This window comes from Nocardia sp. NPDC059236 (assembly GCF_042754085.1).
Taxonomy (GTDB): domain Bacteria; phylum Actinomycetota; class Actinomycetes; order Mycobacteriales; family Mycobacteriaceae; genus Nocardia.
Window position 1 is genome coordinate 245,741 of sequence record NZ_JBHZAF010000005.1, and the last position, 14,704, is coordinate 260,444.

A 14,704-nucleotide genomic window follows, 5' to 3' on the forward strand; every position below is an offset into this window, starting at 1 on the left:
TGATCCGGTGTGGTCGTCAGATCTGCTCGGTGGGGCGGACGAGTAGTTCCGCGATGGCCACGTGCCGCGGGCGGGTGACGATGTAGCTCACCGAATCGGCGATGTCGTGAGCTTGCAACCGTTCGATGTCACCGAAGGCGGCAGCGAGCTGCTGCTTGACGGCTGCCGAATTATGTTCCCGCAGTTCGGTATCGACACTGCCGGGCTCGACAACGGATACTCGGACATGCTGGCGCGCGAGTTCCTGTCGCAGCGCCTCGCTGAAGGCACCGACGCCGAACTTCGTAGCGCAGTACACCGCGGACATGGCGAAGGCGCCACGGCCGGCCAGCGACCCGATATTGACGATGTCGGCAACCTCACGCGGTCCTTGGGCGGCGGCCGCGACCAGATGCGGGATGGCAGCGTGAGCGCTGTACATCAGGCCCATCAAATTGATGTCGATCATGCGCCGCCAGTCGTTCAGGTCCGCACCGGGAGCAGGCCCGAGCAGCATCAGACCGGCGTTGTTGACCAGGGTGTCCAGACGGCCCAAACCCTCGACGGTGCGTTCCACCGCTGCTGCGGCGGCGTCGGCGTCGGTGATATCGGCGGGCACCACCAGGGCGCGCCCGCCGGCGTCGCCGATTTCCGCGGCGAGATCGGCGAGCCGATCCTTCCGCCGACCGACCAAGGCCACCGCTGCACCCTCACGGGCAAGCTCCGATGCCGTGGCGCGGCCGATGCCACTGGAAGCCCCGGTGATCAGAGCGACAGTTCCTTCGAGACGAAGAGTCATGGTTCAAGCCTTTCGCTGGATATCCACATCGCTGCGGAGTCGCACGAACAGAGACGAACCATTCAAACAACATGACCTGCGGAAACGTTAGACCGATATTCGCCCGATCTTGCACAATCCTCGCACGTTCCTCGGCCGCCGATTGCTGGGCGGTCCGGGGATCGCTGCGGTCAGACGTGCGCCGGTGGGGCCGCCCTGCTCAGCTCGTCTTCGCTGGCCGCCGACTTCGGAATCAGGGCCGTGGCGAACAAGCCCAGTAGGACGAAGCCCGCCGCGAGGTAACTCCCCACATGGATGCCATCGGTCATGGCAGTGCGTCCGGCATCGGCGATCGACTGTGTCTGCGGCTGGGCCGCAAACCCTTCGATCGCAGCACCCGCACTGCTGGTGATGGCGTAGGCGTACTGATCGGCTTGGATCGCGAGTACACCGTCCCCCTCGAGGTGGTCGGCGACCTGCGAACGCAGCGTCGTGAAGAATTCAGCCAGCCCAATCCGCCACTGCCGCACCGCCACACCGGACTCCCCGAAACACCTGAGGGCGCGAGCTATTCGCTCACGCGAGCAATCCAGGCGATCAGGTCGTCTTCGACCTCGTCACGGTTGATCTCATTGAGGATCTCGTGGCGAGCGCCCCCGTAGACCCGGTAGGTGATGTCGGTCAGACCGGCGTCGCGGTAGCGTGCGATCAACTGGTTGCTCAGACGCAGATCGTCGTTGAGCGGGTCCTGATCGCCCACCATCACGTAGATGGGAAGGTCAGCGGGTACGGTCGTCGGCTTCGACAACCGTTCGGCGGCGACCGATGCCAGCAATGCCATGTTGTCGGGGTCGATCTCGAACCCGCACCATGGATGCGTCATGTACGCGTCGACCTGAGCCTCGTCACGGCTGATCCAGTCGGCGGTCGTTCGAGTCGGCTGGAACCGAGCGTTGAACAACCCCAACAGATCACCGTCGGACTCGGCGATTCTGGCGAACAGCTGGTCGACGGCAGTGGTCCCGCACAGGACGACGTCGTCGATCAATCCTGAATGATCGAGGATGTACTGCTGGACGGCGAAGGATCCGAGGCTGTGGCCGAACAGCACGACAGGGATTCCGGAGTGTTTGTCGCGCAATAGTGTTGTCAGAGTTGCGAGGTCTTCCACCAGCAGATTCCACCCATTTGCACCGAGGTCGCCGGGCGTACCGGCGATGCTGTGGCCGTGGCCACGGTGATCATTCGCGTAGACGGCGTATCCGAGGCCGGCAAGCCGCTCGGCGAGGTGAGCGTACCGGCCGGCGAATTCGCCCATCCCGTGCGCGATCTGCACGATGCCGATCGGCTCACGATCGGTAGGCAGCCACTCCCGAACGTGGATGATGGTGCCGTCACTGCTGGTGAATGTGGACATGGAGATACTCCTGTACGGACGTTCGAATGAGAGGACGACGAACTCCGGGACGTTCGGCAGCATCACCGCCACCCGGCTACCCGGGGTTACGCCCTCGGCGCGCGGCAGTGCGACGACGCGGGCGGTGTGTTCCTCGAGTTGCGCAAAGGTCAGGATCGTGTCGTCCAATCGCACCGCGACCCAATGCGGGAAGCGCAGAGCGGACTGGAGCAGATTCACGATCAGGGAGGACATCGTCGACTTTCCGTTGGCGCTGAACCGCGACACCGAAATCGTTGCACCGATGTGACGGCGGTCCCATGGCTGCGGGAACAACATCACTGCCGCTCCGATTGTTTTCAGGAACAGTCGCGATGCCGATAATCTGCGGAAATGTCCCGATCCATCCCGCCCGAAGAGGTCGTCGAAGTAGCGGACATCCTGCTCGAACGAATCGATGACCTCGGACTCCGGCTGGCCCAGCGCTTCCTGATCGAACTCGACACCTACCGCAACGAGGCGCAGGTTCCCTTCGACAGCATTCGAACATCGTGTACCCGCAATCTGACACTCATGCTGCGGCACTTCACCACCGACGCACCGGCGGATCCGGAACCACCGAAGGAAACGGGACGGCTACGCGCACAACAGGGGGTGCCGCTGGCGGAAACCTTGCACGCCTTCCGCATCGGATTCGAATTCCTGTGGTCCGAACTCGTCACCGAGTCCCGACACCACCCCGAGGTCACCGACGCCATGCTCGTCCCACTCGCCGCGGACGTATGGGCACTGTCCGGCGAGTACGCGGTCGCGGTCGCGGCCGCCTACCGGGACATGACAGCGGAACTGGTGATGCAACGCGAACACGAGCGTTCGGTGCTCGTGGAGGCTCTGTTCACCGGGATGATCGCCGATCCGGCCACGCTCGGCGAGGCCACCCGGATTCTCGGCTTACCGCCCACCGGACGGTATGTCGTCGTCGCGGCGGATGTACCCGCCACCGGCCGCGAGGCGCTGCCCGGCATCGAGGCCGTACTGCGTGCCCAACAGATCACCTCAGCCTGGCGACTGCTACCAGACCAACAGATCGGCGTCCTCGCCTTGCCCGCCGCCCGAGAACCAGTCGCACTCAAAGCTTTACGGAAGCACCGCAGGCGGATCGGAGTCAGCCCGCCCTACGATGCGCTCCCCGAAACCCCGCAGGCTCTGCATTTCGCGCGGCTCGCACTGGCCGGGCTACGGGGTCGCACGCATGGTGTGGCCCTGTTCGACGACGACCCCCTCGCCATGCTGATCGCGGCCGCCCCGGTCGAAGCCGAACGGATGGTGCGGGTCTCGCTGGGACCACTGCTGGCGCTGCCGTACGAAGAGCGCGAGCGACTGCTGGAAACCCTGCGCACCTGGTACGCGGCAAAAGGTTCCGCAACCGAGACCGGCCGGCAACTGTTCCTCCACCCGAACTCGGTGCGCTACCGACTGCGCCGAATCGAGGAACTGACGAGTCGCTCGCTGAACAATCCACAAACCGTCCTCGAACTCGGCGCCGCATTGTGGGCGCTGCCGGTCTCGACGAATACGCGCCGCGCGGGATCGTGATGCCACCTACCTAACTCTCTAGACCGCGCAGCCCTCGGGCTCTATTCCTCGTCAGATGACACCGACGAACTCAGCAAGAAGACCATCGCGCCATCCTTCGGTCTGTTTTCGCTGGTGGAAGGCGTGTGCGTAGCGGCTGATACACCTCCGGACACAACGGGCATGAAATCCTTCGCGATGCAGCAAAATTCATTTGCTCGAATTCGGCAGCCGCAATCGACATGTCCTACCGTCGGCTGTGAAAGGGCTGGTGGGATAGGCTGCGGTGCACCATTTCGGTGAGGGTGACGATGTCGAAGACCGGCACGCCGAGATGCTTCTGTATCGCGTGCCGGTACGGCACGAGGTCGGTGCATTCGATGATCAGCGCACCCATATCGGGGTTGTGCGCGGCCATTCGCTCCACTTCGTCGAGTACCTCGCGGCCGAGCCGGTCGACGTCGAGGTCGCTGCGGCGACCTTCGAGGATGACCTCGCGGAATTCCGGGCGCTCGGCCATTCCCGCTACACAGATCGGCACGGACTCGCCTCCGATCGCAACCAAATGGCGGCGGGTGAGGGCCTGTTCGTCGGCGACCAGCAGGCCGACCTTGCGATCGGCGGCCACCATGCGGTGGACCATCGGCAATTGAACGAGGCTCGAGCTGTAGAGCGGGATTTGGACGGCATCGGCCAGCCGCTGCTGGAAGACGACCAGGAAACCGCACGCGGCGGTGATCGCGGCCACGCCTTCGGATTCGAGCTTCCGGGCCGCGCCGATGAACGGTTCGAGCAGCGTCGGATCCGCTTCGGTCACCACTCGACGCGGGGTCGCGCCGTGGACCACCTGATAGACGACCGGGAAGTCGAAGGTCGCCGGATTGCGGATGTGGCCGAGGACCTTGGTGAAAGTGGTGTCGAGACACAGGACGCCGATCCTGATGTCCGCTCGGTCTGCCATCTCATCGCCGTTTCAGGTGAATGCGCCGAAACGTATCGGCCGCAAGGGAATCGGGTCGGTGAGCGGTGGATCGCCCGCGAGCATCTGGCTGATGAGTTCGCCGCCGGCGGGCGCGAGTCCCATGCCGATATGGCCGTGCCCGGCCGCGATGAGAAGGTTGCGGAGATCGCCCGCGGGACCGATCAGGGGCAGGCTGTCGGGAGTGCACGGCCGTAATCCACTCCAGGTCTGCAGGGTCGGTGTTTCCTCCAGTGCGGGAAGGAATTCGCGCACGGTACGCAGCATCGCCCGCACTCGGCGTTCGGAGACCTCGGTGCTCATCCCGGTCAGTTCGAGCTGCCCGCCGATCCGCAGCCGGTCGCCGAGCGCGACCATCGCCACCTTGCCCTCGCTCAGTAATACCGGCCGGCCGGGCGCGCTCGGTGGCATGGCTACGGTCACACTGTGGCCCTTGAGCGGTTGGAGTAGCAGGTCGATGCCCGCTAGGCGGGCACACTCGGCCGACCACACACCCGCGGCGATGACCACATTGCCGGGGTGCAGGTCTCCGCGAGTGGTGCTGAGGCGCACGACATTTCGCTCTCGCACCTCGAACGCGGTGACCTCGGTGTGCTCACATATCTCCACGCCCGAATCTCTCAGGACTCGGCCGAATTCGACGATGAACTCGGGGACGTGCAGATACGCGCCCTCGGGGTTGTACAGCGCGCCGTGGATATCGAACACGGTCTTCGGCTCGAGCTCGTCGAGTTCACCCGGGCCGAGGACGCGCAGCGGCACACCGGCGGCGACGGTGCGCGCGACAGCGCGTCTCGCATCGTCGAAACCCGCCGCGGTCTTGAAAGCCAACACGATGCCCGTTGACTCGAAAGTCGCAGCAATGCTTTCGGTAGCGCATAGGTCGAGCAGAATCCTCAGGCTGCGCTTCTTCATTGCGATCAGCGCCCGGAATCCGGCCGTAGCCGCATCGGCCGAGCAGGCACGCCGGAAATGCTCCAGCCAGCGGGTCAATTCGGCGTCCGCCCGCGGTTCGATGTACCAGGGTGAGTCCGGGTCGGTCGCACCGGGAGCGGCGAGTGTGCGCATGCCGGGTTCGGCCAGGGGCGCTGCACCATGAGTGCCGACGAATCCGGTGTTTCCGTAGGAACACGACTGCGGCCCGCCGAGCGCACCGCGCTCGAGCACCGTGACCGTCGCCCCGCGCAGCCGCAGCTGGTGGGCGCAGAACAGTCCGACGACACCGCCGCCGACGACCACCACATCCGGGTGCTCGAGCACGGGGGTTTCCTGATCGCGCGTCACGACTTCGACCTAGACGGTGACGACGAAGAAGTTCGTCGGCAGATTGACCACGACTCGCTCGTAGATCTCCGCCTGCAGCGCGATACCGGGCTCGGTGAACGTTCCTTCGGGTGGCTCGGCGAAGCGGATCACCGAACGGCCGGCGTCGAAGAGCTGTGCACCGTGACCGAAATCGCCGACGACGGCGGTCCCGGGCTCGACCAGGCGGGTACGGACGATGAAGACACCGTTCTGTTCCAGATCGTCCATCAGCCGTCCGGTGCCCAGCGCGCGGTAGTAGTCGACGGGGTTGATGATCATGCCATCCGCCGTGCCACCCATCTGCTCGATCTCGTTGCAGGCGCGCAGGATTGCCGATGCGAAGGGTCCCGGCGACGTCATCCTTTCGATCCCGGGCAGGTTCAGCAGCCCGCCTTCGCCGCTGATGATCGTGTAATTCTCGGCGGTGCAGAGGCGGACGATCAAGCGGTAGTTGATGAAGGTCTCGAAGGTTTCGGGGTCCTTCCACAGATCCGGCGGGACCTGCACCCAGGCCGTGGTGGTGAGCAGTTCCGGAATCGGCGATTTGCCGAATCGGCTGGCCAGTTCACGTCGGACCTCGGCGCCCGCGATCGGTGTGTCCCCTGCCGCGGGCGCGCTTTCGTGCCAGTAGAACTGGCGCGGATCGCGAGACAGGTCGATGGTCTTGAGCATATTGCGGGCGGGATTGCGCGGTTTGCGCCGCGAGCTGGTCAGCGAATCGGTGATGGTCACGTCGTACTCGACCGCCGCGTCCAGCCCGTGTTCTACGCAGGCTTCGACGAACATCCGGCCCGGCGACAGTTCCTGCTTGCGGTCGGCGACGACCTGCGCCAGTGTCTGTTTGATGGTGTCTGCCTTCAGCATGTCCCCTCCTGGGAAACGGTGTAGTGCGATGAGGACGCGCCGAGCACGCTCGAGCCGCCGTCGATCAGCTGGACGGTGCCGGTGATATAGCCAGCGCGTTCACTGGCCAAAAACGTTGCCAGGGCGGCGATTTCGTCGGGACGCGCGACTCGTCCCACGGCGGTTCCAAGGCCGACGGCGTGCAGCTGGTCCTCGATCCGGCCGTCGGTAAATCCCTGCGTCAGGACTCGTTCCAGCAGCGGTGTGCGGGTCGCGCTCGGCGCGAGCACATTGACGGTCACACCGTCGCGGCCGACGTCCGCGGCGAGGGCCTGGGCGAACCGAACGATCGCCGCCCTGGTCACTCCGGACAGGGCCAGTCCGCCCATGGGGACCAGCGCCGTTTCCGAGGCAACGAAAAGCACCCTGCCCCAGTGCGCATTCCGCAGCTGGGGCAAGGCTGCCAGCGCCAGCTCGACCGCCGGCATCAGCACCGTGTCGACCGCCTCCCGGTAGGCGGCCGACTCGAAGGTCGACGCGCTCCCGGTCGGCGGAGTGCCGCCGCTGACGACGACGATATGGAGTCCGCCGAACTCCCCGGCGACCTCGTCGACCCAGCGGCGGGTCGCCGCAGCGTCGGTGATGTCCACACGCGCGGCGTGGATGCGGCCGCGCGCCACCGCCTTGATGGCCCGCTCGGCCGCGGCGAGTCGTCCCGTGTCGCGCGCGCCGATGGCGACATGCGCGCCCTCGGCGGCCAGCTCGCGGGCGATCGACAGCCCGATGCCGCTGGATCCGCCCGCGACCAGTGCGACCTTGTCGGTCAATCCCAGATCCACTGTCGCTCAACCTCTTCCGCTGGACTTCGCACCGCCGTTGAGATATCCGTACCGAAGCGACAGCGGCCAGGACAGCACCGACGCCGTTCGCCTGGCCGAATCCGGCAGCGCGCTGCGCCATAAGTCGTCGGTCGGGCGGATCACGGTGACACCCGTGTTGAAACGGTCCGGGTTTCCGGTGACCGTGTGATTGGAGTGCAGCTCTACCGTTCGATCGGTCATCGGGTTGGACGCCGGGTCGATCTCGCACAATCGCAGCAACGTGTCGACCGTCGCCGCCGGCTCGGCGATGAAGTCCTCGTAGCGCAGGAACAGCGACCGCTGCGGATAGCGTCGGGTGATCGCGTGCGACGCGAGATTGAAGCCACTCCAGTAGCCGGTGCTCTTCCCTGGCGACATCGCGTACACGTATTCCTTGGGCCTGCTCCATGATTGGGCCACAGCTCGCGGATCGCGCACCAGATGGACGTAGTACGGGGTGAGGCCGTCGAGGCGTGCGAGCATCGCCGCCTCCCCCGGCATCTTCGAGGTGTCGACGATCACCCGCGAATCGCTGCGCTCCGCGACGGCCCGGTAGATCTGGGTCATCAGGTCGGCGTGCGCGCGAATCTCCCCATTGTGCAGACCGCGGTGCAGTACCTGCCAGGTATGCCTGGTCCGGACATTGCCGAGCTGGCGCCGGATGACCGTGTCGGCGTGGGCTTCCAGGGTGGTACCGTCGGGTCGGCCGACCGGCAGGATCGTGGACCAGAACGGGCAGTCGACGAGCTTGTGACCGCAGCCGCACTGCTCGTTCACGCCGCGGCCCGCCGCGTTCTTCCAGAGGAAGTGCAGTTCGCCGACGTGGAATACGCCGGGAATCTCATTGAGGATATTGCCGAGGATGGTGCTGCCGTTGCGGCACCATCCCGTGATGGACAGGACCTTGACCGGTGCTGCGCTTGTCATCTGCCGACTCCTTTCTCAGCCGGTGGCGACCGATTGCCGAATCGTGTTGGCCATGACCGCGGCGGTGAATGCGCAGCCCGCGCCGACGAGGTACACGGCGGGGTAGCCCAATCCGCTCGCGATGGCGCCGGTCGCCGGGCCCCACACGAACAGGCCCAGATCCCAGAACGAGGTGTAGGCGCCCAGTGCCGCACCCTGTTTCGAGCTTTCGGTGCTGTTCATGACCATCAGCGCCAGCGAGGGGTGCAGCAGCGAGAACCCGACCCCCATGACGACGACGCCGAGCACCGCCACAGGCAGGTTCGGCGACCACGCGATGATCAGCAGCCCGGTCGCCTCTCCGATACCGGACCAGGTGCCGACTCGACGGGGGCCGAGCTGATCCGGCAGCTTCCCGATGACCAGCCGCGTACCCGCGTAGACCCCGCTGAATATACTCAATACGACTGCGCCGGAACCGATCCCGCGCACTTGCAGGTCGCGGATGATGAACGCGGCCAGCCCGACATAGCCCGCGGCCGCGAGGGCCAGAGCCAGGCCGGGCAGCGCCGCGGGTCGCAGCATCAGTCCACGACCCCCGCCGGACCGCGCCACCTGCGGCTCCGGCGCGACAAGGCTGATCAGGACGAGTCCGGCCAAAGGTGCTGCGGCGCACAGTGTCCAGACCGCACCGATCCCGAAATGCCGCAATGCCGCGCCGAGCGCCGTCCCCAGTGAGATGCCACCCCACATGGCGACGCCGTAGAGCCCGATCAATTGGCCGCGCCGATCGTGCGGTACGAGCAAGACGGTCCAGGCGGCGCCCGCAGTGAAGAGCGCGGCCTCGCCCACCCCGATCAGCAGGCGCACCGCGATCAGACCGACCAAGCCGAGCGGCACGAAATACAGCAGACCGCCGACCGCCAGGGTGAGAGCGCCGAACCGCATGAGCGACCGGTAACCGTGCCGGTCGGCCAGCCCGCCGAACACGGGCCGGGTGAGCAGCGCGGTCACCGCGGTGGCCGTGACCACGAGCCCGACCATGAGATCGCCCGCATCGAAACGGTCGCGGACGTGGTCCGGCAGCACCGGGATGGCCGCGGACAGGCCCAGGTAGCCGCAGAACAATCCGCCGAACACCCCGGCGAGCGCGAGCCGCGGGAACGTTCCGGTCTCCGAGGATGCCGTCATCGTTGCCCGGCCCGCGAGGAATTCGCGGTGAGGACGGCTGCGACCTTCCGCACCGCGGCGACCAGATCGTCGCAGTCGGCCCGCGACAGGGTCGAGGACAGCGGAATGTCCACCGCCTCTTGCAGATAGCGGGTCGCATTCGGCAGGGACGCCTTGACTGCAGCGGTTTCCATGCCGCGGAACATGAATCGCCAGTTCCAGAAGGCGCGGATATTGTGGTCGGAGTCCGAGCCGAGATTGCGCGCCTCGATGCCCTCGCGGCACAACGCCCGCGCGAACCACTGCGCACGGCCGTCGGCCACCCGGAAGATGAATGCCTCGCCGAGGTAGGCACCGGGTGCCACCGGTCGCCGGATTCGGATGCTGTCGAGGTCGGCCAGCGCCGAGGCGACATAGTCGTAGTTCTCGCGGAAGGCGGCCAGTCTGACCGGTAGGCGTCCCAGTTCGGACCGCAGCAGGGCAGCGCGGATCTCGTCCATCCGGAAGCTGAACAGCGGCAGATCGAGATCGGTGGCGATCGGCGGCTCGCCGTCGGGAAAATGCCGCCGCAACCGCCCCTCATAGGCGCCGGAAAGCACTGCAGCACGGGCGAACAGGGTGCTGTCATCGGTGATCAGGAAGCCGCCCTCGCCGCTGTTGAGCGACTTGTCCGACTGAGTGCTGAACGCGCCGGCCAGACCGAAGGTGCCGAGTTTGCGCCCATCCAGTTGCGCGCCGAGCGCCGGGACCGCGTCTTCGAACACCGGCACACCCTGTTCCTCGGCGAACCGCAGCAGCGCGCCCATGTCTCCGGCGAAACCGCGCATATGGACCACCACGAGCGCCTTGATTCGCGGTGTCCACCGCCTGCGCAAATCGGCCACGTCCAGGTGGAGGTTCTCGTCGACGTCGACGAGGAATGGCGTGCATCCGGCGAGCAGGATGGAGCTGGGCGTGGCGGCGAAAGTGAAACCGGGACAGGCGATCAGGCTCCCCGGTTCGATCCCGGAAGCCATGATCGCAAGTGCCAGGGCGGTGGTGCCGCTGGAGGTGGCCAGCGCGTGCCCGGACCCGAAGTAGTGGCACAGCTCTGCCTCGAATTGCGCGCACTCGGTCTCGTGATGCGGGCGGTGGTCGTACCGGAAATAGAGGTGACTGCGGAGGGCGCGCAGCGTCGCTTCCTCGTCCTCGGGATGGACGCACACCGCGCCCCGGTCATATGTCGGCCAAGGGGTGTGTCGTACCGGATCCCCGCCGGACAGGGCCAGTCGCGGACCACGGGCCGGCTCCGTGACGGGTGTTGTCGGGGCAGATGTCGAATCATCAATCACGTTGTCCGCCATCGTGTTTCTGGCTATCCACCGACACGGCGCCGGCGGTTCTGACAGCTTGTCGACCGAGGTGCTCATGACGGGGAACCTGGTGAATGTTCAAGGCACGCTACGCCGATTTTCACTGTCCATGACCAGAATGCCGTTAAATCCTGGTCACGCGTCCGGAACCGATCAATTGTGCAAACTGTTGTGCCCCAACGGATATAAGGAGCTCGACCCTGGGTGCGGGGACGTCGACGGGAACCACCGCACGCGCCTGCGGTTCTTCTCCACCACACCGATCGACATACCGGTCGTACTCGCCCGAAGTGACCTCATGGCCAATGAAGCATCCGTTCTCACCGCTGACCACAGTGCTCGAACCGGCCAGGCACACCCCGTCCGCCGCCGGAATGCCGCACCAGTCGACGCCCACCAATGCGTGATGGGCGTGCTCGAGCCCCGTCAAGCCAAGCATCCGGTCCGGACTGCGCTGGTTGCGTGCCCTGAGTGGTTCCCTGACGGACGCCTATCCCTCGACGATCGGCAGTTTTAGCTGGTGGAAGGCGTGGGCGTAGTAGTCGTGTCCCCCTCCGGACACAGTGCGTAACCGGGTGGTGACGACAGGTTCTCTGTCGTCACCACCCGATTGCGTTGCGAACCAGCCTGTCCCGGCTATTCGGTCGTCGATCATGCTGTTGCACAACGAGGTTCAGTGTTCGATCACCGTGGCGCGGACAATGACGGAAATGTACGACTACACTCTCGACTGGAAGTATGCGGCCGCTCCCGACAACCACCCGCGGCCGCAACCGTGCGGGTATCTGATCGGGTTGCGGGTCGATGCGGCCACGGCCCGGGCGCAGGGGGTCATCACTCCGGCGGCCTTCACCGGCGTCCCGCAGTATCCGGGCATCGGGACAGCCCTGGATCCGGTCACCAATCGAATGCGAACCTGAGGACTCATCGAGAGCCTGCGGTGGGACGGCGATCCCCAGGGTCCGCTGCGCCTGACCTACTTCGTCAGCGAATCCAGTCAGCGCCAGGTGCGCAGTGCCTTCCAAAACGCCTACAGATGTCGATCTCAGCTGCAGGGCGTTCAGGGGGCGGCATCGCCTGATTGGACGGGATGCATGACATTGTCAGCATGGTGAGGATGGTGCTGAACCACTTCTGGTAATCGGTCCAGTCGGATACTGGAATGTCGTTGTGCGGCAAGGACGGCGGCTCATGAATGCCGGTGATCACCAGCCCGTGCGCGGTCAGTTGTTCGGCATACCAGGACAGCGGGCGGTGGTAATGACGATGCCCGCCGAAGGACTCGATCCACCGTGTCTCGTGCTCCAGGTAGCCGGTGACCTTCCGATAGCGCTCGCCGCCAGGTCCTTCGTCGACGATGTTCTGGCTGAAGAATGCTGGATGCAGTATCGAGAAGACGAACACGCCGCCGTCCCGCAATGCTGCCGCGACATCGGTGAGCAATTGGTCCAGTACCGGAATATCCATCAGGACCATGTGCGCGACAACCCTGTCGAATCGGCCCGGGCCGGGTAATCCGAGCGTGAGATCGTGCCGCTGGAAGTCGATCTCGGGGTATTGCGTCCGCGCGGCCGCCAGCAGCGCCTCGCTGCCGTCGACACCGGTGACGCGGGCTCCGGCCTGCCGCATCTGCTCCGCCAGCCAGCCATGCCCACACCCCAGGTCCAAGACATCGAGATCAGCGATCGATCCCAGATGAGACCACAAGAACTCGTGCATCCGCCGATAGAAGCTATCGGCGGGACCCGACACCGTCGCTGCATAACTACCGGCGACCGCATCCCACAGACGCAGATCATCAGAGCTGTTCGTCACCGGAAAAGCCTGCCCGGCAACGGCACACCGAGCAAGCCTGTTCTGATCGTCGCGGAACCGGTCGTGCAGGGCGCATCGAGCCGGCCTTGCTCGCGGGTGGTCAGGATTCGGTGGCGAGGTGGTAGCCCTCGGTGAAGAAGGTGAACAGAGCGTCCGCGGTGCCCAGGGCGGTGAGGGTGTGTGCTGCGCCGAAGGATTCGTTCCAGAAGGGGCCCGTGTGGGGGTCCCAGGGGCCGACGTAGGCGTAGGGCTCGGGGATGTGGGGGTCGCCGGGTGAGACGCCGAAGTTGATGCGATCTGCGGTGATGGTGATGCCGAGGTCGAAGTGTTCGGGCCAGAGGACGGGGGTTTCGGTGGGGTTCAGGCGGCGGAGGGCTCGGTCACCCCAGTCGAAGGCTCGGGCGATGGTCTGGGCGTGGTCGAGGTCGACGTGGATGGTGTCGGTGAGGGTGCAGCCGGAGCTGTCGGAATACAGGTCGGCGGGGGCGCCGGCGTCGATGCCGGCGTGGTCGGCCAGTTCGGCAAAGGTTGTGCCGCTGAGCTTTCCGGCCCCCGAACCGTCTACCAGCAGCAGGTCGCCGTCCACCGCGACCAGTGGAGGATGGATCGTGCTGAATCCGCCCGGGGCCGGGCGCAGCTTGATCGTGCCGTGGGCGCGGTACTGCGGGCCGGCCATCAGCAGTTCGGCCACACCGTGGAGACTGCGGCGGGTGCGGGTGTAGTCGTCGGATTCCATGGGAATGTCCTTCCTCCGGGGGCCGCCGAGGGACTGGGTCGAGAATATTCCACCGATCTTGCCCGGTGCGGTCAGTGGGTGGCGAGAGGGTGGCAGGCGATGAGCTCGGTGCGGGCGATGCCCGACTCGCGGTGCTGGTGGATGCGCTGGTATTCGGGGGCGGTCACCATGTCGAGAAATGCTCGGCGGCTGGGGTATTCGACGAGGGCGACGTAGTCCCATTCGGCGTCGCCGATCAGGGTCTGCTGCGGTTCGCCGTGCCACAGGAGGCGGCCGCCCTGCTGTGCGACCAGGGCGAGGACGGCGGCGCCGTAGGCCGCGTATTCGGTGCGGTCCTGGAAGGTGATCAGGTTCAGCATGACGACGGGGCCCTCGTCGGTGGCGGCGGCGAAGCGGGTGAACTGGTCGGGATCGGGCGTGATCGACATGGGGCTCTTCTTTCGGCGGCCCGCTCAGCCGGTGAGCAGGCGGGTGAGGACTGTGGTCACCGCGGCGCGGGCGGCGGTGACGGACAGGGACTGATGGCGGCGTAGGACGTCCCAGGTTTCCCAGGAGCAGAGGGCGTAGGCGGCCTCGCGGGCCGGGGGGTCGAGATCGGCGAGTTCGGGCAGGTGGGTGCGCAGGTGGGCCCGCAGCGCGGCGCGGCTCTCGTCCAGTCGTTCGGACAGGACGACGGATTCGTGTTCACGCAGCAGGGCGGCGCGGCGCGTGCCCGCGACACGCTCGAACAGTTCGGCCCGCAGTGCGACCAGGCGATCGACGCGCTCGTCCAGGTCGCCGCTGACGGGTTCCATGAGCAGTACCCAGTGCCGGGCGATCTGTGTCTGCGCGGCATCGAGATACAGCGTCTCCAGGTCGCGGAAGTGGTGATACACCGAGCGGGTCGCGACTCCCGCGCGTTCGGCCACTGCCTGCGCGGTGGGCTGCAGATTGCCCTCCTCCATCAGCGCCAGCGCGGCGTCGAGCACCGCCTGACGGTTCTTGGCTCCACGTGCGGTCCGTCCGTCCAT

At 66.0% G+C, this 14,704-nt stretch carries 16 protein-coding genes; 2 read left to right on the forward strand and 14 right to left on the reverse strand.

Features of this window, described 5'->3' with window-relative positions:
* Positions 1-16: 16 nt before the first annotated feature.
* The 3 genes from ACFXIV_RS15690 to ACFXIV_RS15700 all read right to left on the reverse strand — a co-directional run bounded on the left by ACFXIV_RS15690 (position 17) and on the right by ACFXIV_RS15700 (position 2,492).
* The gene (locus ACFXIV_RS15690) at positions 17-778 is read right to left on the reverse strand and encodes an SDR family NAD(P)-dependent oxidoreductase (RefSeq protein WP_379396845.1); all 762 of its coding nucleotides are present in this window, start codon (positions 776-778) and stop codon (positions 17-19) included.
* A gap of 170 nt (positions 779-948) precedes the next feature.
* Positions 949-1,293, reverse strand: a complete 345-nt coding sequence (locus tag ACFXIV_RS15695; RefSeq protein WP_379396847.1) for a hypothetical protein — start codon at positions 1,291-1,293, stop codon at positions 949-951.
* Between the two features lie 32 nt (positions 1,294-1,325).
* Positions 1,326-2,492 carry an alpha/beta fold hydrolase gene (locus ACFXIV_RS15700; RefSeq protein ID WP_379421272.1) on the reverse strand — a complete coding sequence of 389 codons (1,167 nt, stop codon included), beginning with the start codon at positions 2,490-2,492 and terminating at the stop codon, positions 1,326-1,328.
* 54 nt (positions 2,493-2,546) lie between these two features.
* Here ACFXIV_RS15700 and ACFXIV_RS15705 point away from each other — a divergent pair, with 54 nt between their 5' ends.
* Entirely contained in the window at positions 2,547-3,749 is a 1,203-nt protein-coding gene (locus tag ACFXIV_RS15705) for a PucR family transcriptional regulator (protein WP_379421273.1), read from the forward strand.
* Positions 3,750-3,975: 226 nt separating this feature from the next.
* Here ACFXIV_RS15705 and ACFXIV_RS15710 read toward each other — a convergent pair whose 3' ends face one another.
* Genes ACFXIV_RS15710 through ACFXIV_RS15740 form a run of 7 tightly spaced genes read right to left on the reverse strand, consistent with a single transcriptional unit; the run spans position 3,976 to position 10,996 of the window.
* On the reverse strand, positions 3,976-4,689 hold the full coding sequence (locus ACFXIV_RS15710; RefSeq protein WP_379396851.1) for an aspartate/glutamate racemase family protein: 714 nt from the start codon (positions 4,687-4,689) through the stop codon (positions 3,976-3,978).
* A gap of 12 nt (positions 4,690-4,701) precedes the next feature.
* A complete protein-coding gene (locus ACFXIV_RS15715) occupies positions 4,702-5,991 on the reverse strand; it encodes an NAD(P)/FAD-dependent oxidoreductase (protein ID WP_379396852.1) in 1,290 nt (429 codons plus the stop codon).
* 9 nt (positions 5,992-6,000) lie between these two features.
* Positions 6,001-6,876, reverse strand: coding sequence for a family 3 encapsulin nanocompartment shell protein (locus ACFXIV_RS15720; protein WP_379396854.1), 876 nt, complete (start codon positions 6,874-6,876; stop codon positions 6,001-6,003).
* Positions 6,870-7,682: an SDR family NAD(P)-dependent oxidoreductase gene (locus tag ACFXIV_RS15725; RefSeq protein WP_379396856.1), complete on the reverse strand. Its 813-nt coding sequence runs from the start codon at positions 7,680-7,682 to the stop codon at positions 6,870-6,872. Before ACFXIV_RS15725 ends, ACFXIV_RS15720 begins: the two co-directional genes overlap by 7 nt.
* Positions 7,683-7,700: 18 nt before the next feature.
* A complete protein-coding gene (locus tag ACFXIV_RS15730) occupies positions 7,701-8,642 on the reverse strand; it encodes a sulfotransferase (protein WP_379396858.1) in 942 nt (313 codons plus the stop codon).
* A 15-nt stretch (positions 8,643-8,657) separates the two neighbouring features.
* A complete protein-coding gene (locus ACFXIV_RS15735; protein ID WP_379396860.1) occupies positions 8,658-9,812 on the reverse strand; it encodes an MFS transporter in 1,155 nt (384 codons plus the stop codon).
* Entirely contained in the window at positions 9,809-10,996 is a 1,188-nt protein-coding gene (locus ACFXIV_RS15740; protein ID WP_379421274.1) for a DegT/DnrJ/EryC1/StrS family aminotransferase, read from the reverse strand. Before ACFXIV_RS15740 ends, ACFXIV_RS15735 begins: the two co-directional genes overlap by 4 nt.
* Before the next feature lie 857 nt (positions 10,997-11,853).
* Between ACFXIV_RS15740 and ACFXIV_RS15745 the strand changes: the two genes are divergently transcribed.
* On the forward strand, positions 11,854-12,063 hold the full coding sequence (locus ACFXIV_RS15745; protein WP_379396864.1) for a hypothetical protein: 210 nt from the start codon (positions 11,854-11,856) through the stop codon (positions 12,061-12,063).
* 64 nt (positions 12,064-12,127) lie between these two features.
* On the opposite strand, the gene ACFXIV_RS15750 is transcribed toward ACFXIV_RS15745, so the two are convergent.
* From ACFXIV_RS15750 to ACFXIV_RS15765, 4 genes are all read right to left on the reverse strand, one after another.
* Positions 12,128-12,958, reverse strand: a complete 831-nt coding sequence (locus tag ACFXIV_RS15750) for a class I SAM-dependent DNA methyltransferase (protein WP_379421276.1) — start codon at positions 12,956-12,958, stop codon at positions 12,128-12,130.
* Between the two features lie 100 nt (positions 12,959-13,058).
* Complete coding sequence (locus tag ACFXIV_RS15755) at positions 13,059-13,694, reverse strand: hypothetical protein (RefSeq protein WP_379396868.1); 636 nt, start codon at positions 13,692-13,694, stop codon at positions 13,059-13,061.
* A gap of 71 nt (positions 13,695-13,765) precedes the next feature.
* Positions 13,766-14,122: a DUF1330 domain-containing protein gene (locus tag ACFXIV_RS15760; RefSeq protein ID WP_379396870.1), complete on the reverse strand. Its 357-nt coding sequence runs from the start codon at positions 14,120-14,122 to the stop codon at positions 13,766-13,768.
* Positions 14,123-14,146: 24 nt separating this feature from the next.
* Positions 14,147-14,704, reverse strand: a complete 558-nt coding sequence (locus ACFXIV_RS15765) for a TetR/AcrR family transcriptional regulator (RefSeq protein ID WP_379396872.1) — start codon at positions 14,702-14,704, stop codon at positions 14,147-14,149.

Coding starts and splice junctions, on each gene's coding strand:
- ACFXIV_RS15710 (WP_379396851.1), bottom strand. CDS start 4,689: ATGGCAGACCGAGCGGACATCAGGATCGGCGTCCTGTGTCTCGACACC.
- ACFXIV_RS15755 (WP_379396868.1), bottom strand. CDS start 13,694: ATGGAATCCGACGACTACACCCGCACCCGCCGCAGTCTCCACGGTGTG.
- ACFXIV_RS15700 (WP_379421272.1), bottom strand. CDS start 2,492: ATGTTGTTCCCGCAGCCATGGGACCGCCGTCACATCGGTGCAACGATT.
- ACFXIV_RS15730 (WP_379396858.1), bottom strand. CDS start 8,642: ATGACAAGCGCAGCACCGGTCAAGGTCCTGTCCATCACGGGATGGTGC.
- ACFXIV_RS15720 (WP_379396854.1), bottom strand. CDS start 6,876: ATGCTGAAGGCAGACACCATCAAACAGACACTGGCGCAGGTCGTCGCC.
- ACFXIV_RS15760 (WP_379396870.1), bottom strand. CDS start 14,122: ATGTCGATCACGCCCGATCCCGACCAGTTCACCCGCTTCGCCGCCGCC.
- ACFXIV_RS15705 (WP_379421273.1), top strand. CDS start 2,547: ATGTCCCGATCCATCCCGCCCGAAGAGGTCGTCGAAGTAGCGGACATC.
- ACFXIV_RS15735 (WP_379396860.1), bottom strand. CDS start 9,812: ATGACGGCATCCTCGGAGACCGGAACGTTCCCGCGGCTCGCGCTCGCC.
- ACFXIV_RS15745 (WP_379396864.1), top strand. CDS start 11,854: ATGTACGACTACACTCTCGACTGGAAGTATGCGGCCGCTCCCGACAAC.
- ACFXIV_RS15765 (WP_379396872.1), bottom strand. CDS start 14,704: ATGGACGGACGGACCGCACGTGGAGCCAAGAACCGTCAGGCGGTGCTC.
- ACFXIV_RS15690 (WP_379396845.1), bottom strand. CDS start 778: ATGACTCTTCGTCTCGAAGGAACTGTCGCTCTGATCACCGGGGCTTCC.